Origin of the sequence: Streptomyces barkulensis, assembly GCF_002843305.1 — a bacterium.
Classification (GTDB): Bacteria; Actinomycetota; Actinomycetes; order Streptomycetales; family Streptomycetaceae; genus Streptomyces; species Streptomyces barkulensis.
The window spans coordinates 104,014-127,055 of record NZ_PGSG01000104.1 but is presented as its reverse complement, the minus strand read 5'-3'; the positions used below and the strand labels follow the sequence as shown (position 1 = coordinate 127,055).

Sequence of the window (23,042 nt, the reverse complement as noted above, 5' to 3'; positions counted from 1 at the left end):
CCTGCGGAACGCTCAGCGGCCCTCCGACGAGGAGACCACCCGGAAGCCAACCCCGGCCCGCACCAGCCGGCCGGTCAGCGCGTCCCCCATCGCCACGGCCGTGGTGACCTGGCCCGAGGCCTGCGGCAGGTCGTCCAGCGCCAGACAGAGCGCCGACTCGGCCAGCATCTTCGCCGTCTCGTCGTAGCCCGGATCGCCGCCGGACACCTCCGTCACCACCCGGCGCCCGCCGCCCTCCCCGAAGAAGCGGACCTTGAACCAGCTCTCCGCCCGCTTTCGCGGACTCGGCCCGTCCCCCGGCGCCAGCCGGGCCGACAGCGCACGGCGTACGGCCGGAAGCTGGGCGGCGGCGAAGAGCGCCCCCGCCCCGGCCATGCCGCCCACCGCCACGGGCAGCGTGCGGACGGCGGCGTAGTGGCGGTAGCGGAAGTCGGGGCCGTAACGCTCCAGTGCGGCCGCCGACCGTGCCACGACCTGCGGATCGACCGTCGGCAGCGGCACCGCCCACACCCCCGCCTTCCCGCTGCGGCGCGGCCGGTCCAGCGGCGCGCTGACCCGGCGCCCGGCCGGACGGGACTCCACCCGCCGCCGCTCCCGCGCCGCGGCCCGCATCTGCCGTCCCCGCGAGAACGCCGTCAGCGCGGAGGCGAACGTACCCCCGGAGAAGGCAGCCGACGCCCGCACATAGCCGTCGATCCGCAGCGGCACCCCCTCGGGGAGGCGCTCGACGGTGTACAGCACACCCAGGTCGTGCGGCACCGAGTCGAAACCGCAGGCGTGCACCAGCCGCGCACCGGTACGGCGGGCCCGGTCGTGGTGGCGCAGATACATCATGTCGACGAACTCCGGCTCGCCGGTCAGGTCGGCGTAGTCCGTCCCGGCCTCGGCGCACGCGGCCACCAGCGGCTCCCCGTACTCGACGTACGGGCCGACGGTGGTGGCCACCACCGCGGCGCTCTCGGCCACCGCGCGCAGCGAGCCGGAATCGGTGACGTCGGCGTGCAGCAGCGGCAGTTCGGCGCAGGCCGGGTCGATCTCAGCCAGCCGCTCGCGCAGTCGCAGCAGCTTGTCGCGGTTGCGCCCGGCCAGCGCCCAGCGGCAGTCACCGGGGGCGTGGGCGGCCAGGTACTCGGCCGTCAGCCCGCCGGTGAAACCGGTCGCGCCGAACAGCACCACGTCGTACTCACGGTCGTCGCGGGGCACTCCTGACCTCCTGGGGGTGAGGGGAACGGGCGGGACAGGATCACCTGCCGTCGCCCGACCCTACGGCGAGGACACGGGCGAACGCGCGAAGGGGCGCGGTCACGGCAACTCGCCGGGGCTGAGGCACTTCGACTTCCGGGGGATGTCCCTGACCGAACGGTTCATGTCGACCAGCACGTCCCCGGCGTGTCCGGGGGCGTCCTCGATGGTCACCTCCACGGCCGGGGTGCGCCCGTACGTCGTGAGGACCTGGACGCCGTCGGTCTCCAGCCTGCCCTCGTCGAGCACCCAGTCGACACCGCTGACGTTCATGCACAGATCGGGCGTCGGCGGCATCGGCTCGACTCCGCACCGCAGAACCACCGACGCCTCTCCCCACGATGCGGTGCCGGCCCCCGTGTCCCCGTCGCGCTGCCATGACAGGACTTCCTCGGGCGCCCCGGACACCACATCCGCGCAGAGCGGGTCACCGGAGAACGGGCCGGAGCGAACCGAATGGCCGGGGGAGAGCAGGGGATGTCCGGAGCAGGAGACCGCCGCCGCGACGGCGACGGCACCGAGGAGTAAGAGGCGGCTTCTTCTCTGTTTCCTCATCCTGGATTCCTTCGGGCTCCGCCTGTGCGCGGAGCGGGAGCGAGAGGGGCCGGAGAACCGGACCGGCTGTCGGTGCCCGACCCTACGCTGGGATCATGAGCGACCGGACGAGGGGGCGCGGGGAGCGCGGCGACGCGCGGGCGGTACGGGAGCGGGTGCGCGAGTTCGCCCTCGAACTGCCCGGCGCGTACGAGGACTTCCCCTGGGGCGATTCCGTGGTCAAGGTCAACCGGAAGATCTTCGTCTTCCTCAGACCCGACGGCAGCGACGACGACCACCCGCCCACCGTCACCGTCAAACTCACCGACCCCGGGGCCCACGCCCACGCGATGTCCGCCCCCGGCGCCGTCCCCACCGGCTACGGACTCGGCCGGGCGGGCTGGGTGACCATCCCGCTGGGCGAGCCGGAGGCACCGGACGCGGAGCTGCTGCGGGACTGGGTCGAGGAGAGCTACCGCACCATCGCGCCGAAGCGACTGGTGACGGAGCTCGACGCGCGAACGACCGGCTGACGGCCCGCCGCCGTCCCGAGCGGAACGCCTCGCACCGGACGCGTTCCGGTGCGAGGCGTTCGGCTGCGTGAGCGGTCAGCTCCGGGCCGCGTGGGCGAGGAAACCGCTCCACGCTTCCGGGGCGACGGTGAGCTGCGGGCCGTCCTTGTCCTTGGAGTCCCGCACATGGACAGTGCCGGGGCAGGAGGCGACCTCGACGCAGTCATCGCCGGGCCCCCTGCCGTGCGGCGGCCGTGCCGTGAGCGCCCCCGCCGCGGGTTCCGCGGCCTTCCTGCGCCCGGCCGTCCGAGGGGAGTTGGGTTCATGTCCGGTTCGGGAGGATCGATGCGTGCCACAGGTCCGTGGGGAGGTTTCCTCCTGGCTCTCGGGTCCCTCTATCTGCTGATCGCGGTGGTCCTCCTGCTGGGAGGAGCATCGGCGGGGCAGGCGTGGGGGACGCCCGCGGCCGTTCTCGTCGGGCCTGCTCTAGGGGTGGGTGTGGTCCGCTACCGCAGGACGCGGGCCGGCCGGACCCGCTGAGGCCGAGGACGGCAGTCCGTACGGCTGCCTCGAAGGAGTTCGGGACCTCGGGCTCCAGGCGTCGGCGGCATCGGCGGCAGGTGCTGCCCGAAGCCGGGCGGATGACACGGAAACGTAACGGACGTTCACTTCTCGGCAACCTATTGACTAGGGACATCCCTGTACCTACGCTCGCGCTTGTTCATGGTTGTTCACATACAAAGCGTGGTGCGTCGATGAAGATCGCAGTTGTCGGAAGCTATGGGGCCGGCCTCACCATGCGGGTCCCGAAGGCGCCCGCGGCGGGCGAGACCGTGTCGGGCGGCGTGTTCGCCCCCGGCCCCGGCGGCAAGGGGAGCAACCAGGCCGTGGGCGCCGCCCGGCTGGGCGCCGAGGTCTGTCTGCTGACCGCCGTGGGCGACGACGACTTCGGCCGCGCCGCGCGCGAGCTGTGGCGCCGTGAGGGCGTCGAGTCCGGGCACGTGCTGACGGCCCGTGCGCCCACGATGGTCGGCTTCATCCTGGTCGAGCCGTCCGGCGAGAACCGCATCGCCATCGCCCCGGGGGCCCTGGACGAACTGGACGCGGCGGCCGTCGAGCCGTTCCGCGCCGAGATCGCCTCGGCCGACGTCCTCGTCGTCTCGATGGAGATCCCCGAGGAGGCCGTCGTGGCCGCGCTGCGCGCGGGCCGCGAGACCGGCACCACGACCCTGCTCAACCCGGCGCCCGCCCGCCCGCTGCCCGAGGACGCCTGGCCGCTGATCGACGTGATCACACCGAACCAGACCGAGGCCCCCGTACTCCTGGGCCTCGGCGACGAGCACGGGCTCGGGGACGAGGACCTCGTCCGGGCCCTGTGCGAGCGCACCGGAGGCGCGGCCGTCCTCACCCGGGGCGGCGAGGGCGCGCTGATCGCCCGGGGCTCCGGCGTGACGCGGGTGCCGCCCCACCCGGCCGGCACGGTCGTCGACACCACGGGCGCGGGCGACTCCTTCACCGCGGCGCTGGCGGTCGCCCTCGGAGAGGGGCGGGACCTGCGGCAGGCGGCGGAGTTCGCCGCCGCGGCGGGCGCCCACACCGTCACGATCGCCGGCGTCATCCCCGCCCTGCCCACCAGAGACCGGCTGAACGCCTGGATTGGAAACACCCCATGACCTCGACCACCGCACCGGCGCGGGAGTTCTCCCTCCCGCTGCGCAGACTGCTCCACGCCCGTGAGTCCGGTGTCTTCGCCGCTCTCGTGCTGCTCTTCCTGCTGGGCACCGTCCTCTCGCCGAGCTTCGCCCAGTCCGACAACCTGCTCTCGGTCGGACAGCAGATCGCGCAGATCGGCATCATGGCCGTCGGCGCCACGTTCGTCATCCTCAACGGCGAGATCGACCTGTCGGTGGGGTCCACCTACGCGCTGTCGGCGATCTCGACCGGAATGCTGATCTCGGACGGCTGGAGCTGGCACCTGGCGATGGGCGCCGGACTCGCCGTGGGAGCGCTGGCCGGGCTGCTCAACGGGCTGGCCGTCGTGGTGCTCGGCGTGCCGTCGTTCATCGTCACCCTCGGCACGCTCAGCGTCTTCCGCGGCGTCGCCCTGCTGATCTCCGACGGCGCCCCGATCTCCCTCAGCTCCTCCCAGCCCGGGGTCGCGGAGTTCAATCTCCTGGGTCAGGGGCGGTTGTTCGGCCTGATACCGATGCAGTTCGTCTTCTTCGTCGCCGTCGCCGCCGTCGGGGTGGTGCTGCTGTCCCGCTCGCGCTTCGGCTTCAACACCTACGCCGTCGGCGGCAACCAGGAGGCCGCCCGGCTGGTCGGCGTCAACGTCAAGCGGGTCAAGCTGACCGCGTTCGTCCTCTCCGGCTTCGCCGCCGGCCTCGCCGGTGTGCTCGGCCTGTCCTTCCTCTCCTATGTGCAGGGCGTCACCGGCCAGGGGCTGGAGCTGACGGTGATCTCCGCCGTCATCATCGGCGGCGCGGCCCTGTTCGGCGGCTCCGGAACCATGTGGGGCACCGTCATCGGCGTCGCCTTCATCGGCCTGCTCCAGAACATCCTCAACATCAACGGGATCTCCTCCTTCTGGCAGACCGTCGTCACCGGTCTGGTGATCGTCGCCGCCGTCGCGGCCGACACCTGGCAGCGCAGGCGCAAGACCCGGGCCTGAGCGCCCGGCCACCGCGCCCCGGGGCACGCCCGCGCACCCGCGCACCCGCGCACCCGCGCACCCGAACACCCAGACACCCCCGAACACCGCCAAGGAACGCCCATGTCTGCTCGTACTCTCCTCAGGGGCCTCGCCGCCGCGACGGCCGCCGCCGCCACCCTCACCCTCAGCGCGTGCGGCGCCGTCGCCCCCGCCGACTCCGGCGGCTCCGAGGACGGCTCCTTCGAACTCGCCTCCCACATCCAGCAGCGCATCGACGACGGCGAGCCGATGCGGATCAAGCTCAGCTACCACGACCCGTCCCTGGCCTTCGCCACGCCGATCGGCGCGGGCATGGAGAAGGCGGGCGAGGAACTGGGGGCCGACGTCGCCCTCATCGGCCCCACCGGCGGCGACGCCGCCCAGCAGGTGTCCGAGATACAGACGCTGATCCAGCAGGAGGCCGTGGACGGCCTCGCCGTCTCCTCCGCCTCCAGCGACGCCCTGAAGCCGGTCATCGCCCAGGCCTACGACGCGGGCATCCCGATCATCTCCTTCAACACCGACAACCCCGACTCCAAGCAGATGGGCTTCGTCGGCCAGGACCTCAAGGGCTCGGGCAAGGCCCAGGCCGAGCGGCTGCTGGAGGAGCTGGACGGGACGAACGAGGGCAAGGTCGTCGTCTTCTCCGTGGACACCGGGGCCGGCTGGTCGCACGACCGGTTCGGCGGCTTCAAGGAGGGGCTGGACGGCAGCGGCCTGGAGATCGTCGGGCCGGTGAACGTCGGCAACGAGCCCAGCGCCGCCTACAACACCGTCGAGTCCACCATGTCCGGCCAGTCCGGTGTCGTGGCGGTCGCCGGACTGGACTGCTGCTCGACGACCGCCGCCGCCAAGTGGGTGGCGCAGTCCGGCGACGCCGGTGACATCACCATGGGCGGCTTCGACCTCCTCACCCGGACGGCCGAGTACATCGACGAGGGGGTGCTGGACTTCACCATCAGCCAGAACCCCTCCGAGCAGGGCTACCAGGCCGTGAAGGTGCTGCACGACTTCCTCACCGAGGGCACCGAGATCGAGGGCGTGGACACCGGAGCCCAGTTCATCACCCAGGACAACCTCGACGAAGCGACCGTGGAGGACTGATGACCGCCACCTCCCGCGAGACCGCCCGGGCCACCGCCTCCCGCGCCGCCCCCCGCGAGACCGCCCCGGCCGTCGGCGTCCGCGGCCTGTCCCGCAACTTCGGCCCGGTGCGCGCCCTCACCGACGTCTCCTTCGACGTCCCCGCGGGCGAGGTCACCGCACTGCTCGGCGAGAACGGGGCCGGCAAGTCGACCCTGCTCAAGATCCTGGCCGGCCTCCAGCCGCCCAGCGAGGGCGGCGTCACCGTGTTCGGCGAGGAGGTCACCTCCTTCGACCCGAGCACCATGCTCGGCCGGCACGGCGTCGCGATCGTCCCCCAGGAGCTGTCGCTGCTGCCCGACCGCAGTGTCGCCGAGAACGTCCTCAGCGGCGTCGAGCCGGGCAGCCGCTGGTTCCCCTCCCGGCGCCGGATGCTGGAGCGCACCGCCGAGCTCCTGGCCGGGCTGGACCTCCGGCTGGACCCGGCCGCCCCCGTGCGGTCGCTGGACCTGGCCACCCAGCAGCTCGTCGTGGTGGCCCGCTCCGTCGCCCGGGGCTGCCGCGTGCTGATCCTGGACGAGCCGACGGCGATGCTCACCCCGGCCGAGGCCGAGCGGCTGTTCGCGCTGATGGCCAGGCTCAAGGCGGACGGGACGACCATGCTCTACGTCTCGCACCGCATGCCCGAGGTCTTCCGGCTGGCCGACCGTATCGAGGTGCTGCGGGACGGCGCCCACGTCGCCTCCTGGCGCACCGACGAGACCACCCCCGACCGGGCGGTCGCCGCCATGGTCGGCCGGGAGCTGGGCCGGCTCACCCGCCGGGCGGAGCGCTCCGTCCGGCCCGCCGGGGAACCCGCCCTGCGGGTGCGGGAGTTGAGCGGACGGCGGCACACCGGCGTCTCCTTCGACCTGCGCCCCGGCGAGATCCTGGGCGTGGCCGGGCTGCCCGACTCCGGCCGGGTGGAGATGCTGCACAACATCTTCGGCGGCGAGAAGGGGACCGGCGGCACGGTGGAGCTGCTGGGCAGCCCCTACGAGCGGCGCGACCCCATCGCCAGCGTCGGGCGCCGCCTGGCGTTCGTCCCCGGCGAGCGCCGCGCCCAGGGTCTGCTGACCACCATGAGCGTCGGCGAGAACGTCGGCGCGCTGATGACCAGGCCGCTCAGCCGCCTCGGCCTCGTACGCCGCCGGGCCCTGGACCGGCGGGCCGCCGAACAGGCGAGGAGGCTGCGGGTCAAGACCGCCACCATGGGCCAGCCCATCACCAGCCTCTCCGGCGGAAACCAGCAAAAAGCCGTACTCGGCCGCTGGCTGGCGATCGACCCGGGGGTGCTGATCCTCGACGAGCCCACGCGCGGCGTGGACGTCGGGGCCAAGGCCGAGATCTACGAGCAGCTCTTCGAACTGGCCCAGAAGGGCCTGGCGATCCTGTGCTCCTCCTCCGACCTGCCCGAACTGCTCACCCTGACCGACCGGATCGCGGTGATGAGCGAGGGCCGCCTGGTCGGCACCGTCGAGGCCGCGGAGGCGACCGAGGAATCGGTCATGGCACTGGCCACCGGAGCGGTGCCGGCCGCCTGACCTCGGCCTGACCCCCGCCCGTCCCGTCCGGTCCCCCACACCTCTCACACCCTTTCGGAAAGGACCCCGTCATGAAGCGCTCCGGCATCCTCAACGCCGAACTGAGCGGAGCCCTGGCCACGCTCGGCCACACCGACCTGCTGATGGTCGTGGACGCCGGCTTCCCCGTCCCCCGCGGCGCGCACCGCATCGACCTCGCCATCGCCGAGAATCTGCCGGACCTGCGGACCGTGCTCGGCCTGATCGCCGACGAACTGGTCGTCGAGGGCGTGGTGCGCGCCGAGGACGTCCCGTCCAACAACCCGCTGCTCGACCAGTGGCTGCGCGAGCGCTTCGCCGACGCGGAGTTCACCACTCGCCCGCACGCCGAGGTGCTCGGCGAACTGGCCCACCGGGCCAAGGTCGTCGTGCGCACCGGGGCCTTCGAACCGTGGGGCAACATCGGCCTGTTCTGCGGCGTCGACGTTCCCCGGTGGTTCGGCGGGGAGGGCGTCGTCGTCCCGGACCACTACGCGTCCAAGCTCTGACCTCCGCGGCGGCCCGCCCGCCGCGCCGACCCACGCCACCCATCAGCCCTCACCACGGCTTCCAGCACAGGAGACCCCGCATGTCCGACACCACCGCCGCGGCCACCGCCGAACCGGCACTCAGCCCGGCCGAGATGGCGCCCTACATCCAGCACACCAGAATCGACCCGGACGCCACCCGCGACGACATGGTCGCCCACGCCCGGGAAGCGGTCGCCCACGGCTTCAACGCCGCGATGGTGCCCGCCTCCTGGGTCCCCGTCGTGGCCGCCGAACTGCGCGGCACCGGGGTCGAGGTGGCCTCGGCCCTGGACTTCCCGACCGTCGGCGTCATGACCAGCGCGGGCAAGGCGGCCGAGGCCGCCGAGATCGCCCGTCTGGGCGCGACGCAGCTCGACATCGGCGTGCAGATCGGCTGGCTCAAGAGCGGTATGCACGACGAGTTCCGGGAGGACATCGCCGGCGTCGTACGGGCCTCGGGCCTGCCGGTCAAGGTCATGCTGGAGCTGCCGCTGCTCACCGACGCGGAGAAGGAGGCCGCCGTCGAACTGGCCATGGAGGCGGGCGCGGCCTACCTGAAGAACGCCAGCAGCGGGCAGATCGAGACCGCGAATCCGACGAGTGTTCGCTACCTTGTCGACCGGGCACGGGACGGCGTTCGGGTGAAGGCCTCCGGGTCCATCAAGAGCTACCGTCAGGGCCTGGAACTCCTGCGTGCCGGGGCCTCGCTGCTCGGCACCAGCGCCGGAGTGGCGATCGTCACCGACGCCGCCGACGATTCGACCACCAGCTACTGACGGCCGGGCCGCCGCCGTGCCCGGCCCGCCCCGTGCGGGCGGGCGGGGCACGGCGGCCGCACATTTCGCAACCGGAGAGGAGACGCGTGACCGTGACGGCCGACGAGGGAGGTCTTCCGGACATCAGGCGCAACGTTCCCACCGCGATCCACGCCCAGATCTCGGAGCACATCCGGCTGCGCATCGCCGGCGGCGAGTGGCCGCCGCACTACCGCCTCAAGAGCGAGCCCGAACTGGCCCAGGAGTTCGGTGTCAGCCGCGGCACCGTGCGCAGGGCCCTGGCGACCCTCATCGAGGAGGGGCTGCTGCGGCAGGTGCGCGGACGCGGGACGTTCGTCACCTCCACGGTGATCGAGCCGGCCATCGCCCAGAAGCTCAGCACCCTGTCGGAGGACTTCGCCAGCCAGGGCGTCGTCACCTCCACCGAGGTGCGCGAGAGCTCCCTGATCACCCCGCCCCGGCCGGTCGCCGCCCTGCTGGACGTGACTCCCGGTACGCAGGTGCTGCGCCTGGTGCGGGTGCGCAGCACCGAGGAGGGGCCGGTCGCCCTGCTGTTCAACTTCGTGCGGACCGACCTCGCGCCCGGCGTCGAGAAGGTGGACTTCACGGCCTCCAGCCTCTTCGGAGCCCTGGAGGGCGCCTACGGCCTGAAGATCGCCTCGGCCCGCCGCACCTTCAGCGCGGAGGCCGCCTCGGGGGAGGTCGCGCAGGCCCTGTCGCTGGCCGAGGGCACTCCCGTGCAGTACCTCCAGCAGGTCACCTATCTCGCCGACGATCGTCCGGTGGAGTACTCGGACGTGTGGATCCACAGCGGCCGCCTGCGTGTCACCTCCGTGCTGCAGCGCAGGTGAGAACGGTCGCGCGCCCGTTGCGCCCCGTACGCCGAAGGCCCGTCCCCGAGAGGGGGACGGGCCTTCGGCGTACGGGCTCTCCGGTGCGGCCGGGCGACGGTGCGGGCACGGGGCACGGGCACAGCGTTCCGCGTGCGCCCCCGTGAGGGCTTGTGGAAAGTGGAACGTGTTCTTAGCATCGCCGGTGTTACATCATTGGTGTCATACGGTCGCGGCGCGGCGGCCCGGACGGTTGGAGACCGGATGGCAGCGGCAGGCACGGGCCCCGGCCCGCTGGCCGGAGTGCGGGTGGTGGAGCTGGCGGGCATCGGCCCCGGCCCGTTCGCCGGGATGCTCCTGGCCGACCTCGGCGCCGACGTCGTCCGCGTCGACCGGCCCGGCGGGCAGCCCCTGGGCATCGACCCCGCCCGCGACGTCACCGGCCGCAACAAGCGCTCGGTGGTGATCGACCTCAAGTCCGACGGCGGCCCCGACGCCGTACTCGGCCTGGCCGAACGTGCCGACGTGCTGATCGAGGGCTGGCGCCCCGGCGTCGCCGAACGCCTGGGCGTCGGCCCCGGGCCGTGTCTGGCCCGCAACCCGAAACTGGTCTACGGGCGGATGACCGGCTGGGGCCAGGACGGCCCCCTGGCCGCGAACGCCGGACACGACATCGGCTACACCGCCGTCACCGGCGCGCTGGGCATGATCGGCCCGGCCGGCGAACCGCCCGCCATCCCCGCCAACCTGCTGGGCGACTACGCCGGCGGTTCCCTCTACCTCGTCGTCGGCGTCCTCGCCGCCCTCCACCACGCCCGTACCGAGGACGGGAGCGGGCAGGTCGTGGACGCCGCCATCGTGGACGGCACCAGCCATCTGACCGCGATGATCCACGGCATGCTGGCCGCCGGGGCCTGGCAGGACCGCCGGGGCGCCAATCTGCTGGACGGCGGCTGCCCCTTCTACGGGGTCTACGAGACCGCCGACGGCGGCTGGATGGCGGTCGGCGCACTGGAGCGCCCGTTCTACGAGGAGTTCGCCCGCCTGCTCGGCCTGGACGAGCGGACCGCCGCCGACCGTGACGACCCCGCCCGCTGGGAGAAGCTGCGCCGGGCCGTCGCCGCCCGCTTCCGCACCCGCACCCGCCAGGAGTGGACGGAGGTCTTCGACGGCACCGACGCCTGCGTCGCCCCCGTGCTCTCCCTGCGCGAGGCCCCCGCCCACCCCCATCTGGCCGCCCGCGGCACCTACACCGAACACGCGGGGGCCGTCCAGCCCGCCCCCGCCCCCCGCTTCTCCACCACCCCCGGCGCGCTGCGCCGCCCGCCCGCCGTCCCCGGCGCGGACGCCGCCGAGGTGGCCCGCGACTGGGACCTGCCCGCACTGATGCCCGAGGAGGGCTCACGATGAAGCGGAAGATCTTCACCGAGGACCACGAGGCCTTCCGGCAGACGGTCCGGGCCTTCCTGGAGCGGGAGGTGCTGCCGCACTACGAGCGCTGGGAACGCGAGGGCGCCGTCGACCGCGAGGTGTGGCGCGCCGCCGGACGCCAGGGCCTGCTGGGGGTGGCCGTCCCCGAGGAGTACGGCGGCGGCGGGCAGGACGACTTCCGCTACGGCGCCGTACTGGCCGAGGAGTTCACCAGGGCCGGCACGCCCGGCCTGGCGATCGGCCTGCACAACGACATCATCGGCCCGTATCTGACCTCCCTGGCCACCGAGGAGCAGAAGAAGCGCTGGCTGCCCGGCTTCTGCTCCGGCGATACGATCACCGCCATCGCCATGACCGAGCCCGGCGCGGGATCCGACCTCCAGGGCATCCGCACCACGGCCGAGGACCGCGGCGACCACTGGGTGCTCAACGGCTCCAAGACCTTCATCTCCAACGGCATCCTGGCCGATCTGGTGATCGTCGTCGCCAGGACGACCCCCGAGGGCGGCGCCAAGGGGCTGAGCCTGCTGGTCGTCGAGCGCGGCATGGCCGGCTTCGAACGCGGCCGCAACCTCGACAAGATCGGCCAGAAGTCCCAGGACACCGCCGAGCTGTTCTTCCACGACGTACGCGTGCCCAGGGAGAACCTGCTGGGCGAGCTCAACGGCGCCTTCGTCCACCTGATGACGCAGCTCGCCCAGGAGCGGCTGGCCATCGCGGTGGCCGGCGTCGCCGGCGCCGAGCACCTCCTGGAGATCACCCGCGAGTACGTCACGGGGCGCGAGGCGTTCGGCCGGCCGCTCGCCCGGCTCCAGCACGTACGCTTCGAAGTGGCGGAGATGGCCACCGAGTGCGCCGTCACCCGCGCCTTCGTCGACCGCTGCATCGAGGAGCACGTCAGCGGCGGGCTGGACGCCGTCCACGCCTCGATGGCCAAGTGGTGGGCGACCGAACTGCAAAAACGCACCGCCGACCGCTGCCTCCAGCTCCACGGCGGCTACGGCTACATGAGCGAGTACCCCGTCGCCAGGGCGTTCACCGACGGGCGCATCCAGACCATCTACGGCGGCACGACCGAGATCATGAAGGAGATCATCGGCCGTTCCCTGCTCTCCTGATCTCCTGATCTCCTGACCCACCCCTTTCCGGAAGGCATCTTCGACCGTGACGACCCACGCGAGCAACGACGCGTACATCTACGACGCCATCCGCACCCCGCGCGGGCGCGGCAAGGCCGGTGGCGCCCTGCACGGCACCAAGCCGATCGACCTGGTCGTCGGCCTGATCCACGAGCTGCGCCGCCGCTTCCCCGGCCTGGACCCGGCCGCCATCGACGACATCGTGCTCGGCGTCGTCACCCCCCTGGGCGACCAGGGCGCCGACATCGCCCGCACCGCCGCCATCGCCGCCGGACTGCCCGACACCGTCGCCGGCGTCCAGGAGAACCGCTTCTGCGCCTCGGGCCTGGAGGCCGTCAACATGGCCGCCGCCAAGGTCCGCTCCGGCTGGGAGGACCTGGTCCTGGCCGGCGGCGTGGAGTCGATGTCGCGGGTGCCGATGGGCTCCGACGGCGGCGCCTGGGCCATGGACCCGATGACCAGCTTCGAGACCGCCTTCGTCCCCCAGGGCATCGGCGCCGACCTCATCGCCACCATCGAGGGCTTCTCCCGCCGCGACGTGGACGAGTACGCCGCGATGTCGCAGGAGCGCGCGGCCACCGCCTGGAAGGAGGGCCGCTTCGACCGCTCGGTCGTCCCCGTCACCGACCGCAACGGCCTGGTCGTCCTCGACCGCGACGAGCACATGCGCCCGGGCACCACGGCCGACTCCCTCGCCTCCCTCAAGCCCTCCTTCGCCACCATCGGCGAGGCGGGCGGCTTCGACGCGGTGGCGCTGCAGAAGTACCACTGGGTGGAGGAGATCGACCACGTCCACCACGCGGGCAACTCCTCCGGCATCGTGGACGGCTCCGCGCTGGTGGCCGTCGGCAGCCGCGAGACCGGCGAGCGTTACGGCCTCACCCCCCGCGCCCGGATCGTCTCGGCCGCCGTCTCCGGCTCCGAGCCGACCATCATGCTCACCGGCCCGGCGCCCGCCTCCCGCAAGGCGCTGGCCAAGGCGGGGCTGACCGTCGACGACCTGGACCTGGTGGAGATCAACGAGGCGTTCGCGGCCGTCGTCCTGCGCTTCGTGCGCGACATGGGCCTGCCCATGGGGAAGGTCAACGTCAACGGCGGCGCCATCGCCATGGGCCACCCGCTGGGCGCCACCGGCGCGATGATCCTGGGAACCCTCGTCGACGAGCTGGAGCGCCGCGATCTGCGCTACGGCCTGGCCACCCTCTGCGTCGGCGGCGGCATGGGCATCGCCACCGTCGTCGAACGGCTCTGACCGGCCCCGACCGGCCCCGCGCCCGCTCCGGGCGGCGCGCAAACCGAACCTCCCGACGCAGCCAGACCTCAACGGAGACCGAAACCCACCATGGCAGCCCCCGCAACCCCCTCCACCATCCGCTGGGAACAGGACGACACCGGTGTCGTCACCCTCACCCTGGACGACCCGACCCAGTCCGCCAACACCATGAACGCCGCGTTCGCCGCCTCGCTCGCCGAGGTCGCCGACCGCCTGGAGGCCGAGCGCGAGAGCGTCCGCGGCGTCATCGTCACCTCCGCCAAGAAGACCTTCTTCGCCGGCGGTGACCTCAACGACCTGCTGGCGGTGCGGCCCGAGCAGGCCCGCGAGCTCTACGAGCGCGGCATGGCCATGAAGCGCAACCTGCGCCGCGTCGAGACCCTCGGCATCCCCGTCGTCGCCGCCGTCAACGGCGCGGCCCTCGGCGGCGGCCTGGAGATCGCGCTGGCCTGCCACCACCGCGTCGCACTCGACACCCCGGGTTCGAAGATCGGCCTGCCCGAGGCCACCCTCGGCCTGCTGCCCGGCGGCGGGGGAGTGGTGCGCACCGTGCGGCTGCTGGGCATCACCGACGCCCTGCTGAACGTCCTGCTCCAGGGGAGGCAGTACCGCCCCCGCCAGGCCATGGACAAGGGCCTGGTCCACGAGGTCGCCGACACTCCCGAGGAGATGCTGGAAAAGGCGCGGGCGTTCATCGACGCCAACCCCGCCTCCGCCCAGCCCTGGGACGTCAAGGGGTACAAGATCCCCGGCGGCACCCCCGCCCACCCGAAGTTCGCCGCCAACCTCCCGGCCTTCCCCGCCAACCTCGCCAAGCAGCTCGGCGGCGCCCCCTACCCGGCCCAGCGCAACATCCTGGCCGCGGCCGTCGAGGGCGCCCAGGTCGACTTCGAGACCGCCCAGGCCATCGAGTCGCGCTACTTCACCGAGCTGGCGACCGGGCAGACCGCCAAGAACATGATCCAGGCGTTCTTCTTCGACCTCCAGGCCGTCAACTCCGGCCGCAGCCGCCCCCGGGGCGTCGAGCCCCGCAAGGTGAGCAAGGTCGCCGTGCTCGGCGCCGGCATGATGGGCGCGGGCATCGCCTACGCCTGCGCGAAGGCCGGCATCGAGGTCGTGCTCAAGGACGTGAGCGCCGAGGCCGCCGAGAAGGGCAAGGCGTACTCCGCCGGTCTGCTGGACAAGGCGCTGGCCAAGGGCCGCACCACGCCCGAGAAGCGCGACGCGCTGCTGGCCCGCATCACCCCCACCGCCGAGGCCGCCGACCTCGCCGGATGCGACGCGGTGATCGAGGCCGTCTTCGAGGACACCGCCCTCAAGCACAAGGTGTACGCCGAGATCCAGGACGTCGTCGCCCCCGACGCGCTGCTGTGCTCCAACACCTCCACCATCCCGATCACCTCGCTGGCCGAGGGCGTCAAGCGGCAGCGGGACTTCATCGGACTGCACTTCTTCTCGCCCGTCGACAAGATGCCGCTGGTGGAGATCATCCGCGGCGAGCACACCGGCGACGAGGCCACCGCCCGCGCCTTCGACCTGGTGCGGCAGATCAACAAGACCCCGATCGTGGTGGGCGACTCGCGCGGCTTCTTCACCTCCCGCGTGATCGGCCGGTTCATCAACGAGGGCGTGGCGCTCGTCGCCGAGGGCGTGGACCCGGCCTCCGTGGAGCAGGCCGCCGCCCAGGCCGGCTACCCCGCCAAGGTGCTCTCCCTGATGGACGAGCTGACCCTGACCCTGCCCAGGAAGATCCGGAACGAGGCGCGGCGCGCGGTGGAGGCCGCGGGCGGCACCTGGGAGCCGCACCCGGCCGACGCGGTCATCGACCGCATGGTCGACGAGTTCGGCCGCACCGGCCGCAGCGGCGGCGCCGGCTTCTACGAGTACGACGCCGACGGCCGCCGCGCCGGCCTGTGGCCGGGGCTGCGCGAGCACTTCACCCGCGCGGGCGCGGCCGTGCCCTTCGAGGACATGAAGGAGCGGATGCTCTTCTCCGAGGCGCTCGACAGTGTGCGCTGCCTGGAAGAGGGCGTGCTGACCTCGGTCGCCGACGCCAACATCGGCTCCATCCTGGGCATCGGCTTCCCCGGCTGGACCGGCGGCGTCCTCCAGTACATCAACGGCTACGAGGGCGGCCTGCCCGGCTTCGCCGCCCGCGCCCGCGAGCTCCAGGCGCTCTACGGCGACCGGTTCGCGCCGCCCGCGCTGCTGGTGGAGAAGGCGGAGAAGGGCGAGACCTTCACCGACACGCCCGACACGCCCGCCGCGTAGGCCCCGGCCGGGCGGGGGACGCGTCCCCCGCCCGGTGCGCTCCGGGCGCGTCCCGTACCGTCCCGCGCCGCGCGCGGGTCACCCCTCGTCGGGGAAGGACGCCTTCAGTTCCTCGCGCATGGAGCGCTGGAAGGCGGTCACCAGCGCCTGCACGATCATGGGCTGCATATGGGCCGACAGCGTCCGCATCGTCTCCACCTGCTCGGGGTCGGACTCCCGCCGCCGGTAGGGCTCCCAGACCTCCTCCTTGAACATCCTGCTCAGCTCGCGGGCCGCCTCGCGGCTGTGCTCCAGGACCACCTCGCGCGCCGCCAGCAGCGTCTTCAGCGAGACGGGCACCTCCAGCAGCCGCACTCCCAGGTGCAGGATCACCGGGTCGATCCGGAAGACGTCCGGGTCACCGGTCCGGGCCAGGACGTTCATCGCCGCCAGCCGGTCGAGGTCGTCCTCCGTCAGCCGCCGCCCGGCCCGCCGCTCCAGTTTCTCCCGGGTGGCCTCGGCCTCGGCGTCCGGAGCCCAGGAGGCCACCAGGGCCCGGTGCAGGGCCAGGTCCTCCGGGCTGAGGTCGGGGGGCAGCTGCCGCAGGTAGCGCTCGATGGCCGCCAGGGTCATCCCCTGGTGCTGCAACTCCTCGATCAGCGCGAGCCGCGACAGATGGCCGGGCCCGTACCGCCCCACCCGCCGCGGTCCGATCTCCGGCGGCGGCAGCAGCCCCCGGGTGGAGTAGAAGCGGATGGTTCGGACGGTCACGTCGGCTCGCGCGGCCAGCTCGTCGACGGTCAGGGAGGCAGCCGGATCCATGTCGGACAGTATTGCTGTCTCACCACAGTTGCGAAACCTCTTCCGACTCCGTCTCCGTCCCGGTCTCAGGGGCGGGTGGCCGCGATCCAGTGGGCGAAAGGCAGCTCCCGGCCCCGGGTCAGGCCGGTGAAACCGGCTGCGACGATCATCTCCCGGTGCCGGCCGGCGGGTCCGCGGAAGTCCGCCACCAGCAGGCGGCCCCCCGGCCGCAGGACACGGAACATCTCGGCGAAGGCGTGCTCGCGCCGGTCGGCGCGGACGTGGTGGACGGCGAAGCTGGTGACGACGGCGTCGAACGAGCCGTCCCCGGCGTCGAGTTCCTGGGCCGTGCCCAGGGTGAACGAAGCGTTCGCGCCCCGCCGGGCCGCCAGGCGGCGAGCGTGCTCCACCATCGGCTCCGACGGATCGACGCCGAGCACGGCGCCGCCCGGTGAAGCGGCCGCGGCGACCGCGAGGGTCAGCGCCCCGGTGCCGCAGCCGACGTCGAGCACCCGGTCGCCGGGACGGACCCCGGACCGCTCGGCGAGCCGCGCGAACAGCCGGCGGCGCGCCAGGGGCATGGCGAGCGAACTGAACAGCTCGTAGCGCCGGGGGTGGTTGATGAGGAGGCCGGGCCTGTCGGCCGCGGTTTCGGGCATGACGGTTCCCCCAATAACTTAGTGACGACTAACAACGGTTACCTTAGTCGCCACTAAGTTGCTGGGCAAGTGGACGGATACGATGGGGCCGTGCCCCAGCAGGAACCGACCACCACCCACCGCCGCACCCGGCTGAGCGCGGCCGACCGCAAGGCGTCGATCCTGGAGGCCGCCACCACCGTCTTCGCCGACGTCGGCTACCGGCGCGGCCGGACGGCCGAGATCGCCGCCCGCGTCGGCGTCAGCGAACCGGTGGTCTTCCAGAACTTCGGCTCCAAGGCCGCGCTGTACGCCGCCGTGCTCGACCAGGTGGCCGACTGGGTCGGCACGGGTCTGCGCGAGGAGCTGGACACCTGCTGCGGCGGCTCGGTGGCCGCCCTGCTCGACCACGTCCTCGCCCCCGGCCACATCGACCGGATGCACGCACGCGGCAATCTGGGAGCCCTGCTGGCCGACGCCGCCGCCCTCGCCGAGGAGCCCTCGATCACCGAGGCCTACGGCCGCTGCACCCGCCGCCTCGCCGAGGAGCTGACGGCGCTGCTGGCCCAGGGGCAGCGGGCGGGCGAGATCGCACCGGGGCTCGACCCGGCCGCCGGCGCGTGGTGGTTGCTGTCGTTCGTCGCCTCGCACCGCTTCCGCGGCACCGCTCTGCCCGAGGAGTCCCGGACGGAACTGGAGGACGGGCTCGCGCGGCTGACCCGCCGCATGCTCACCGGGGACGCCGGGCCCCGGACGGCCGGGAACTGAGCGCGGGCGCACCCCGTCCCCGGCCGTCCGGCTCCGGGACCGACTACAGCGGACCGGTCTCGGACAGCTCCCCGTCCAGCAGCAGCCAGCGGGTGATGCCGATCTCCCGCAGGAACGCCACATCGTGGCTGGCCACGACCAGCGCGCCCTCGTAGCCCTCCAGAGCGGTGGTGAGCTGCCGCACGCTGGCCATGTCGAGGTTGTTCGTCGGCTCGTCCAGCATCAGCAGCTGCGGCGCCGGCTCCGCCAGCATCAGCGCCGCCAGCGCCGCCCGGAACCGCTCACCACCCGACAGCGTCCCGGCCGGGCGGTCCGCCCGCGCACCCCGGAACAGGAAGCGCGCCAGCCGCGCCCGGACGCGGTTGTCGGTCGCCCCCGGCGCGAAGCGCGCCACGTTCGCCGCGACCGACAGCTCGTCGTCCAGCACGTCCAGACGCTGTGGCAGGTACCGCACCGGGACGTGCGCCACCGCCTCGCCCGCCGCCGGCTCCAGCTCCCCGGCGACCGTGCGCAAAAGCGTGGTCTTGCCCGCGCCGTTGCGCCCGACCAGCGCCACACGCTCCGGACCGCGCAACTCCAGCTCCGCACGGGCCCCGCAGCGCAGCTCCACAGCGCGCAGCGTCAGGACGGTACGGCCGCGCGGCACGGCGGTGTGCGGCAGGTCGACGCGGATCTCGGCGTCGTCCCGCACCGCCTCGGCGGCCTCGCCCAGCCGCTCCCGCGCCTCCTCCAGCCGCTCCTCGTGCAGGATGCGGTGCTTGCCCGCCGAGACCTGCGCCGCGCGCTTGCGCGCTCCCGCCACGATCTTGGGCAGGCCCGCGGTGGCGGCGGCCTTGCGGCCCTGGCGCATCCGTCCGGCGAGCTTGTCGTGCGCCTCGACCAGATCGCGCTTCTGCCGCCTGACGTCCGCCCTCGCCGCGCGGACCGCCCGCCCGGCCGCCTCCTGCTCGGTGGCCAGGGCCTCCTGGTAGGCGTCGAAGTTCCCGCCGTACCACTGGACCCCGCCGTCGCGCAGATCGGCGATCCGGTCCATGTGACGCAGCAGCTCGCGGTCGTGGCTGACCACCAGCAGCACCCCGTTCCAGGAGCGGACGGCCTCGTACAGCCGCCCGCGCGCGGTGATGTCGAGGTTGTTCGTCGGCTCGTCCAGCAGCAGGATCCGCGGCCGGGCCAGCAGCAGCGCGGCCAGCCGCAGCAGGACCGCCTCGCCGCCCGAGAGGTCGCCGATGGTGCGGTCCAGGCCGATGTGCCCCAGACCGAGCTGCTCCAGGGCCGCGCGGGCGCGCTCCTCCACGTCCCAGTCGTCGCCGACGGCCGTGAAGTTCTCCTCGCTCGCGTCCCCGGCCTCGATGGCGTGCAGCGCGGCGCGGACCTCCGCGATGCCCAGGGCCCTGTCCACGCGCAGCGCGGTGTCCAGATGGACGGTCTGGGGAAGGTGGCCCACCTCGCCGGTGGTGCGCACCGATCCCTCGGCCGGGGTCAGCTCGCCCGCGATCAGCTTCAGAAGGGTGGACTTGCCGGCGCCGTTGAGGCCGACCAGCCCGGTGCGGCCGGGGCCCGCGGAGAACTGGAAGTCCTCCAGCACGGGGGTGCCGTCCGGCCAGGCGAAGCGCACCCCGGTACAGACGACGGACGGACGGGACGGTGCGGGGGAGTGGGAACGGGAAAGGGGATGGGCCATGAGGGCCTCCTGCTGCTCTCGGTACGGAAAGGGAGCGACACGCGGGAGGCACCGGGAGGGGACGCCGTACGACGACGGGGGGAGCACGCGGGAGGCGGGGGACCGGAACCCCTGGACGGGGACGGTCCGGCCGGCCGTTACGGCCCGGTCGCTCCGGAGGGCGGCTCGCAGCCCGAGGTCGTCGCACATGCGGATGCCGCGCGGACGTACAAGCGTCCGGCGGTCCGGTGCCTCATGACCTCAGACGAGCAACGGCCTTCTCCGATCGACGACGACAGGGCCGGAAAAGACGTTAGGACGGGCCCGGCGGGGCCGCAAACGGTTTTCCGCCGTCGTGCCTCATGCCTGGACCCAGCCCCTGTGCCGCCGGTGCGCCACCGCTGTGCCGCCGGGCGCGCGGCCGGACGCGCCGCGGTGTTTACCGCCGTCCGCGGGTGTGCTGTGCTGCGGCGTATGGACCGTACCAATGGGCTCACCGACGAGCCGCCCGCCGCGTACCCCACCGTCCCGCACCGGCCGCCGCACGTCCCCGCCGAGGAGGCCGAGAGCCGCGCCCGCGCCTTCCACGACGTGATGGCCCGCCGCCGGACCGTGCGCGACTTCTCCGCCCGCCCCCTGCCCGACGGCGTCCTGGAGTGGGCCGTCCGCACCGCCGCCACCGCACCCAGCGGGGCGAACGTCCAGCCCTGGCGCTTCGTCGTCCTCACCGACCCCGAGCGCAGGGCGAGGCTGCGCGAGGCCGCCGAGGCCGAGGAGCGGGAGTTCTACGGACGCCGCGCCTCCGACGAGTGGCTCGACGCCCTCGCGCCGCTGGGCACCGACTGGCGCAAGCCGTTCCTGGAGACCGCGCCCGCGGTGATCGTGGTCTTCGAGGTCCACAAGGGGCCCGAGACCCCGCGCCCCTACTACACCAAGGAGTCGGTCGGCATCGCCGTCGGCCTGCTGCTGGCCTGCCTCCACCAGGCGGGCCTGGCCACCCTCACCCACACCCCCAGCCCGATGCGCTTCCTCAACGAGGTCTGCGACCGCCCGCCCGAGGAGCGCGCCGCGTACGTCATCCCGGTCGGCTACCCGGCCGACGGCGCACGGGTCCCCGACATCCGCCGCAAGGAGCTGGAACAGGTCATGGTGCGGCTGTGAACCCCCGGGCCCGGGGCGCGTTCGCACCCGTCACCCGGGAGCGGGCGGTCGGCGATCTCGCCGACCGCCTCGCCGCCGCCGAGGCCGCCGACGGCTCGCCCTGGCTGCGCACCGCCGTGGACGGCGCCCCGGCCGCCCGGCCTCATGAGTGGGCGGACGGCCTGGCCGAGGAGCTGCGGCTGCGCGGCCGACCGGTGCACCGGGTGAGCGCGGCCGGCTTCCTGCGGCCCGCCTCCCTGCGCCTGGAGTACGGCCACCGGGACCCGGACGCGTACTACGACCTGTGGCTGGACGACGGCGCCCTGTGGCGCGAGGTGTTCGGCCCGCTGAGTCCCGGCGGCACCGGCCGGGTGCTGCCCGACCTGTGGAACCCGGCCACCGACCGCGCCACCCGCAGCCCGTACGCCCGACTGCCGCCCGGCGGCGTACTGGTGATGGACGGTCCGCTGCTGCTCGGCCGCGGTTTCCCCTTCGACCTGGCGGTCCATCTGCTGCTCACCCCGGCCGCCCTGGCCCGCCGTACCCCGGCCGAGGAGCACTGGACACTGCCGGCCTTCGCCCGCTACGAGGAGGAGGTGCGGCCGGGACGGGCCGCCGACGTGGTCGTCCGCGCCGACGACCCCCGCCACCCGGCCTGGACCGGCTGACCCGGCGCTGGGCCGTCCGCCGTCCGCGCCGGGGCGGGGATGTCTCCACCGCCGTGTCCATGTCCTGTGGTTGGCCGCTCCCGGAACGGGGATGACGGGGCGAGGGAGGGGGCGCATGTCCTTTTCGGTTCTGAAGCGTCCGGCGGCGACCCTGGCCGGAGCGGCCTTTCTGGTACTGGGAGGGGTGCTCGTCCTGGTCACGGTGCTGCTCGTCATGGACATCGGGAAGGAGGAAGACCACTACTTCGGTGGCCGGGCCATGATCGGGAGAAAGAAGCTCCACCCGGCGGCACGCCGGCCGGGTCATCACCCGAGCCACCGCAACAGCCCGTACGCACGTCCCCAGGAAGAGGCAGCGGTCCGCCGGCAAGGCGGCGGCGCCCGCCCTCTAACCCTTGTGCCAGCGGGCCAGCGCGAACAGGAACAGGCCGTACAGCGCCAGCCCCGTGGCGACCGCCGCCAGCAGCCACGGGCCGGCCGGGGCGGTGGCCAGGGTGCGCAGGGACTCGTCCAGGCCCTTGGTCTCGTCCGGGTCGTACCGCACGGCCGCCAGGACCACGAAGCCGCCCGCCACCGCGAACACCAGCCCGCGCGCGAGGCCGCCCGCCACGCCCAGCACGTCCACGGCGCGGCGCAGGCGCGCCGGTACCGGGCCCAGTTCCTCGCGGAACTTGTACCGCAGTGCCCGCACTCCGCTCCACACGCCCACCGCGACGACCACCAGACCCAGCGCGCCGACCAGCCAGCGCCCCGCCGGCAGTTCGAACACCCGGGAGGTGAGGTCCTCGGGCCGGTCGCCGGCCGTTCCGCCGCTTCCGGTCCCCGCGGCGAAGGTGATCGCCGAAGCGGCCAGGACGGCGAGCACCGCGAACCGGGCGGCCGAGCGCAGCCGCTCCTTGGGTGTGTGGCCCTTCGGGCGCGCCGCGCCCAGCACGGCCTCCGAGAGCCGCCACAGGGCCAGTCCGGCCAGCCCGGCGCCGACCGCCCACACCAGGAAGTTCCCGAACGGCTGCTGCGCCAGCTCCCGCAGCGCGCCGCCGCTGTCTGCCCGGCCCTCCCGGTCGCCGAAGGCGACCCGCAGGGCCAGCAGGCCGATCAGCAGGTAGATCACGCCGTACGCGACCAGCCCCCAGCGGGCGGCGACCGTCATGGCGGAGCTGTGCGCGGCCCGTCTGGCGCCCCCGCGTATCGATGCCGGTGCCGGTGCGGATGTTCTCGTCGATGTCCTCATACCGCCCCGTCTGCCCCCGGCGGGCGCGCCGACGCGCGCGGGCGGGGGCCGGGGACCCGCACCGGTCACGGTGACCGAGCGTGGGCCAGGGCTCTCATGGGCCTCCCGGGTCTCCGGAAGGGCGGATTCCGTACGCGGCCGGACCCGTATCGGAAAGAAGGGAGGGGGCAAATGGGTTGATGCGGACATAATTCACATGGTGGCGATAGCCTGGGAGTGTCCCGACTTCTCCGACGGCGGAGG

The 23,042-nt window shown here is 73.3% G+C and carries 22 protein-coding genes and 1 pseudogene; 16 read left to right on the top strand and 7 right to left on the bottom strand.

From position 1 onward, the window contains the following. Nucleotides 1-12: 12 nt before the first annotated feature. On the bottom strand, nucleotides 13-1,203 hold the full coding sequence (locus CUT83_RS21890) for a saccharopine dehydrogenase family protein (RefSeq protein ID WP_101257529.1): 1,191 nt from the start codon (nucleotides 1,201-1,203) through the stop codon (nucleotides 13-15). A 99-nt stretch (nucleotides 1,204-1,302) separates the two neighbouring features. After that, nucleotides 1,303-1,797, bottom strand: coding sequence for a DUF3515 family protein (locus tag CUT83_RS21885; protein WP_101257528.1), 495 nt, complete (start codon nucleotides 1,795-1,797; stop codon nucleotides 1,303-1,305). 95 nt (nucleotides 1,798-1,892) lie between these two features. Between CUT83_RS21885 and CUT83_RS21880 the strand changes: the two genes are divergently transcribed. After that, on the top strand, nucleotides 1,893-2,309 hold the full coding sequence (locus tag CUT83_RS21880) for an MmcQ/YjbR family DNA-binding protein (RefSeq protein ID WP_101257527.1): 417 nt from the start codon (nucleotides 1,893-1,895) through the stop codon (nucleotides 2,307-2,309). Between the two features lie 75 nt (nucleotides 2,310-2,384). Here CUT83_RS21880 and CUT83_RS31115 read toward each other — a convergent pair. After that, a pseudogene (locus CUT83_RS31115) lies at nucleotides 2,385-2,519 on the bottom strand (DUF397 domain-containing protein); the annotation flags it as partial. 114 nt (nucleotides 2,520-2,633) lie between these two features. Between CUT83_RS31115 and CUT83_RS29870 the strand changes: the two are divergent. The 12 genes from CUT83_RS29870 to CUT83_RS21820 all read left to right on the top strand — a co-directional run bounded on the left by CUT83_RS29870 (nucleotide 2,634) and on the right by CUT83_RS21820 (nucleotide 15,914). Further along, nucleotides 2,634-2,828: a hypothetical protein gene (locus CUT83_RS29870; RefSeq protein WP_143688606.1), complete on the top strand. Its 195-nt coding sequence runs from the start codon at nucleotides 2,634-2,636 to the stop codon at nucleotides 2,826-2,828. 215 nt (nucleotides 2,829-3,043) lie between these two features. Then, a complete protein-coding gene (locus CUT83_RS21870; RefSeq protein WP_101257525.1) occupies nucleotides 3,044-3,961 on the top strand; it encodes a ribokinase in 918 nt (305 codons plus the stop codon). Then, nucleotides 3,958-4,959, top strand: coding sequence for an ABC transporter permease (locus tag CUT83_RS21865; protein ID WP_101257524.1), 1,002 nt, complete (start codon nucleotides 3,958-3,960; stop codon nucleotides 4,957-4,959). The genes CUT83_RS21870 and CUT83_RS21865 overlap by 4 nt, the downstream gene beginning before the upstream one ends. A 102-nt stretch (nucleotides 4,960-5,061) precedes the next feature. Beyond that, on the top strand, nucleotides 5,062-6,084 hold the full coding sequence (locus CUT83_RS21860) for a sugar ABC transporter substrate-binding protein (RefSeq protein ID WP_101257523.1): 1,023 nt from the start codon (nucleotides 5,062-5,064) through the stop codon (nucleotides 6,082-6,084). Continuing rightward, on the top strand, nucleotides 6,084-7,646 hold the full coding sequence (locus tag CUT83_RS21855; protein WP_101257522.1) for a sugar ABC transporter ATP-binding protein: 1,563 nt from the start codon (nucleotides 6,084-6,086) through the stop codon (nucleotides 7,644-7,646). Before CUT83_RS21860 ends, CUT83_RS21855 begins: the two co-directional genes overlap by 1 nt. Nucleotides 7,647-7,717: 71 nt before the next feature. Beyond that, nucleotides 7,718-8,173 (top strand): D-ribose pyranase, encoded by a 456-nt coding sequence (gene rbsD, locus CUT83_RS21850; RefSeq protein ID WP_101257521.1) that lies wholly within the window; start codon nucleotides 7,718-7,720, stop codon nucleotides 8,171-8,173. Between the two features lie 80 nt (nucleotides 8,174-8,253). Then, nucleotides 8,254-8,970, top strand: a complete 717-nt coding sequence (deoC, locus tag CUT83_RS21845) for a deoxyribose-phosphate aldolase (RefSeq protein WP_101257520.1) — start codon at nucleotides 8,254-8,256, stop codon at nucleotides 8,968-8,970. 92 nt (nucleotides 8,971-9,062) lie between these two features. Next, a complete protein-coding gene (locus CUT83_RS21840; protein WP_101257604.1) occupies nucleotides 9,063-9,821 on the top strand; it encodes a UTRA domain-containing protein in 759 nt (252 codons plus the stop codon). 243 nt (nucleotides 9,822-10,064) lie between these two features. Next, the gene (locus tag CUT83_RS21835; RefSeq protein WP_101257519.1) at nucleotides 10,065-11,210 is read left to right on the top strand and encodes a CaiB/BaiF CoA transferase family protein; all 1,146 of its coding nucleotides are present in this window, start codon (nucleotides 10,065-10,067) and stop codon (nucleotides 11,208-11,210) included. Next, nucleotides 11,207-12,349, top strand: coding sequence for an acyl-CoA dehydrogenase family protein (locus CUT83_RS21830; protein WP_101257518.1), 1,143 nt, complete (start codon nucleotides 11,207-11,209; stop codon nucleotides 12,347-12,349). Before CUT83_RS21835 ends, CUT83_RS21830 begins: the two co-directional genes overlap by 4 nt. Before the next feature lie 46 nt (nucleotides 12,350-12,395). Continuing rightward, nucleotides 12,396-13,622 carry an acetyl-CoA C-acetyltransferase gene (locus CUT83_RS21825; protein ID WP_101257517.1) on the top strand — a complete coding sequence of 409 codons (1,227 nt, stop codon included), beginning with the start codon at nucleotides 12,396-12,398 and terminating at the stop codon, nucleotides 13,620-13,622. 90 nt (nucleotides 13,623-13,712) lie between these two features. After that, entirely contained in the window at nucleotides 13,713-15,914 is a 2,202-nt protein-coding gene (locus CUT83_RS21820) for a 3-hydroxyacyl-CoA dehydrogenase NAD-binding domain-containing protein (protein ID WP_101257516.1), read from the top strand. Nucleotides 15,915-15,992: 78 nt separating this feature from the next. Here CUT83_RS21820 and CUT83_RS21815 read toward each other — a convergent pair whose 3' ends face one another. Beyond that, nucleotides 15,993-16,715: a MerR family transcriptional regulator gene (locus CUT83_RS21815; RefSeq protein ID WP_101257515.1), complete on the bottom strand. Its 723-nt coding sequence runs from the start codon at nucleotides 16,713-16,715 to the stop codon at nucleotides 15,993-15,995. 65 nt (nucleotides 16,716-16,780) lie between these two features. Then, nucleotides 16,781-17,353, bottom strand: a complete 573-nt coding sequence (locus CUT83_RS21810; protein ID WP_101257514.1) for a class I SAM-dependent methyltransferase — start codon at nucleotides 17,351-17,353, stop codon at nucleotides 16,781-16,783. A gap of 90 nt (nucleotides 17,354-17,443) precedes the next feature. Here CUT83_RS21810 and CUT83_RS21805 point away from each other — a divergent pair, with 90 nt between their 5' ends. Beyond that, nucleotides 17,444-18,100, top strand: a complete 657-nt coding sequence (locus tag CUT83_RS21805; protein ID WP_158239043.1) for a TetR/AcrR family transcriptional regulator — start codon at nucleotides 17,444-17,446, stop codon at nucleotides 18,098-18,100. Between the two features lie 43 nt (nucleotides 18,101-18,143). Here the strand turns inward: CUT83_RS21805 and CUT83_RS21800 are convergent, their stop codons facing one another. Then, nucleotides 18,144-19,781, bottom strand: a complete 1,638-nt coding sequence (locus CUT83_RS21800; protein ID WP_101257512.1) for an ABC-F family ATP-binding cassette domain-containing protein — start codon at nucleotides 19,779-19,781, stop codon at nucleotides 18,144-18,146. 453 nt (nucleotides 19,782-20,234) lie between these two features. Between CUT83_RS21800 and CUT83_RS21795 the strand changes: the two genes are divergently transcribed. Together CUT83_RS21795 and CUT83_RS21790 are read left to right on the top strand one after the other, a co-directional pair. Next, on the top strand, nucleotides 20,235-20,921 hold the full coding sequence (locus tag CUT83_RS21795) for a nitroreductase family protein (RefSeq protein ID WP_101257511.1): 687 nt from the start codon (nucleotides 20,235-20,237) through the stop codon (nucleotides 20,919-20,921). Next, complete coding sequence (locus CUT83_RS21790; protein WP_101257510.1) at nucleotides 20,918-21,568, top strand: nucleoside/nucleotide kinase family protein; 651 nt, start codon at nucleotides 20,918-20,920, stop codon at nucleotides 21,566-21,568. Before CUT83_RS21795 ends, CUT83_RS21790 begins: the two co-directional genes overlap by 4 nt. A 388-nt stretch (nucleotides 21,569-21,956) precedes the next feature. Here the strand turns inward: CUT83_RS21790 and CUT83_RS21785 are convergent, their stop codons facing one another. Continuing rightward, nucleotides 21,957-22,718 (bottom strand): DUF1206 domain-containing protein, encoded by a 762-nt coding sequence (locus CUT83_RS21785; RefSeq protein WP_240958247.1) that lies wholly within the window; start codon nucleotides 22,716-22,718, stop codon nucleotides 21,957-21,959. Nucleotides 22,719-23,042: the final 324 nt, after the last annotated feature.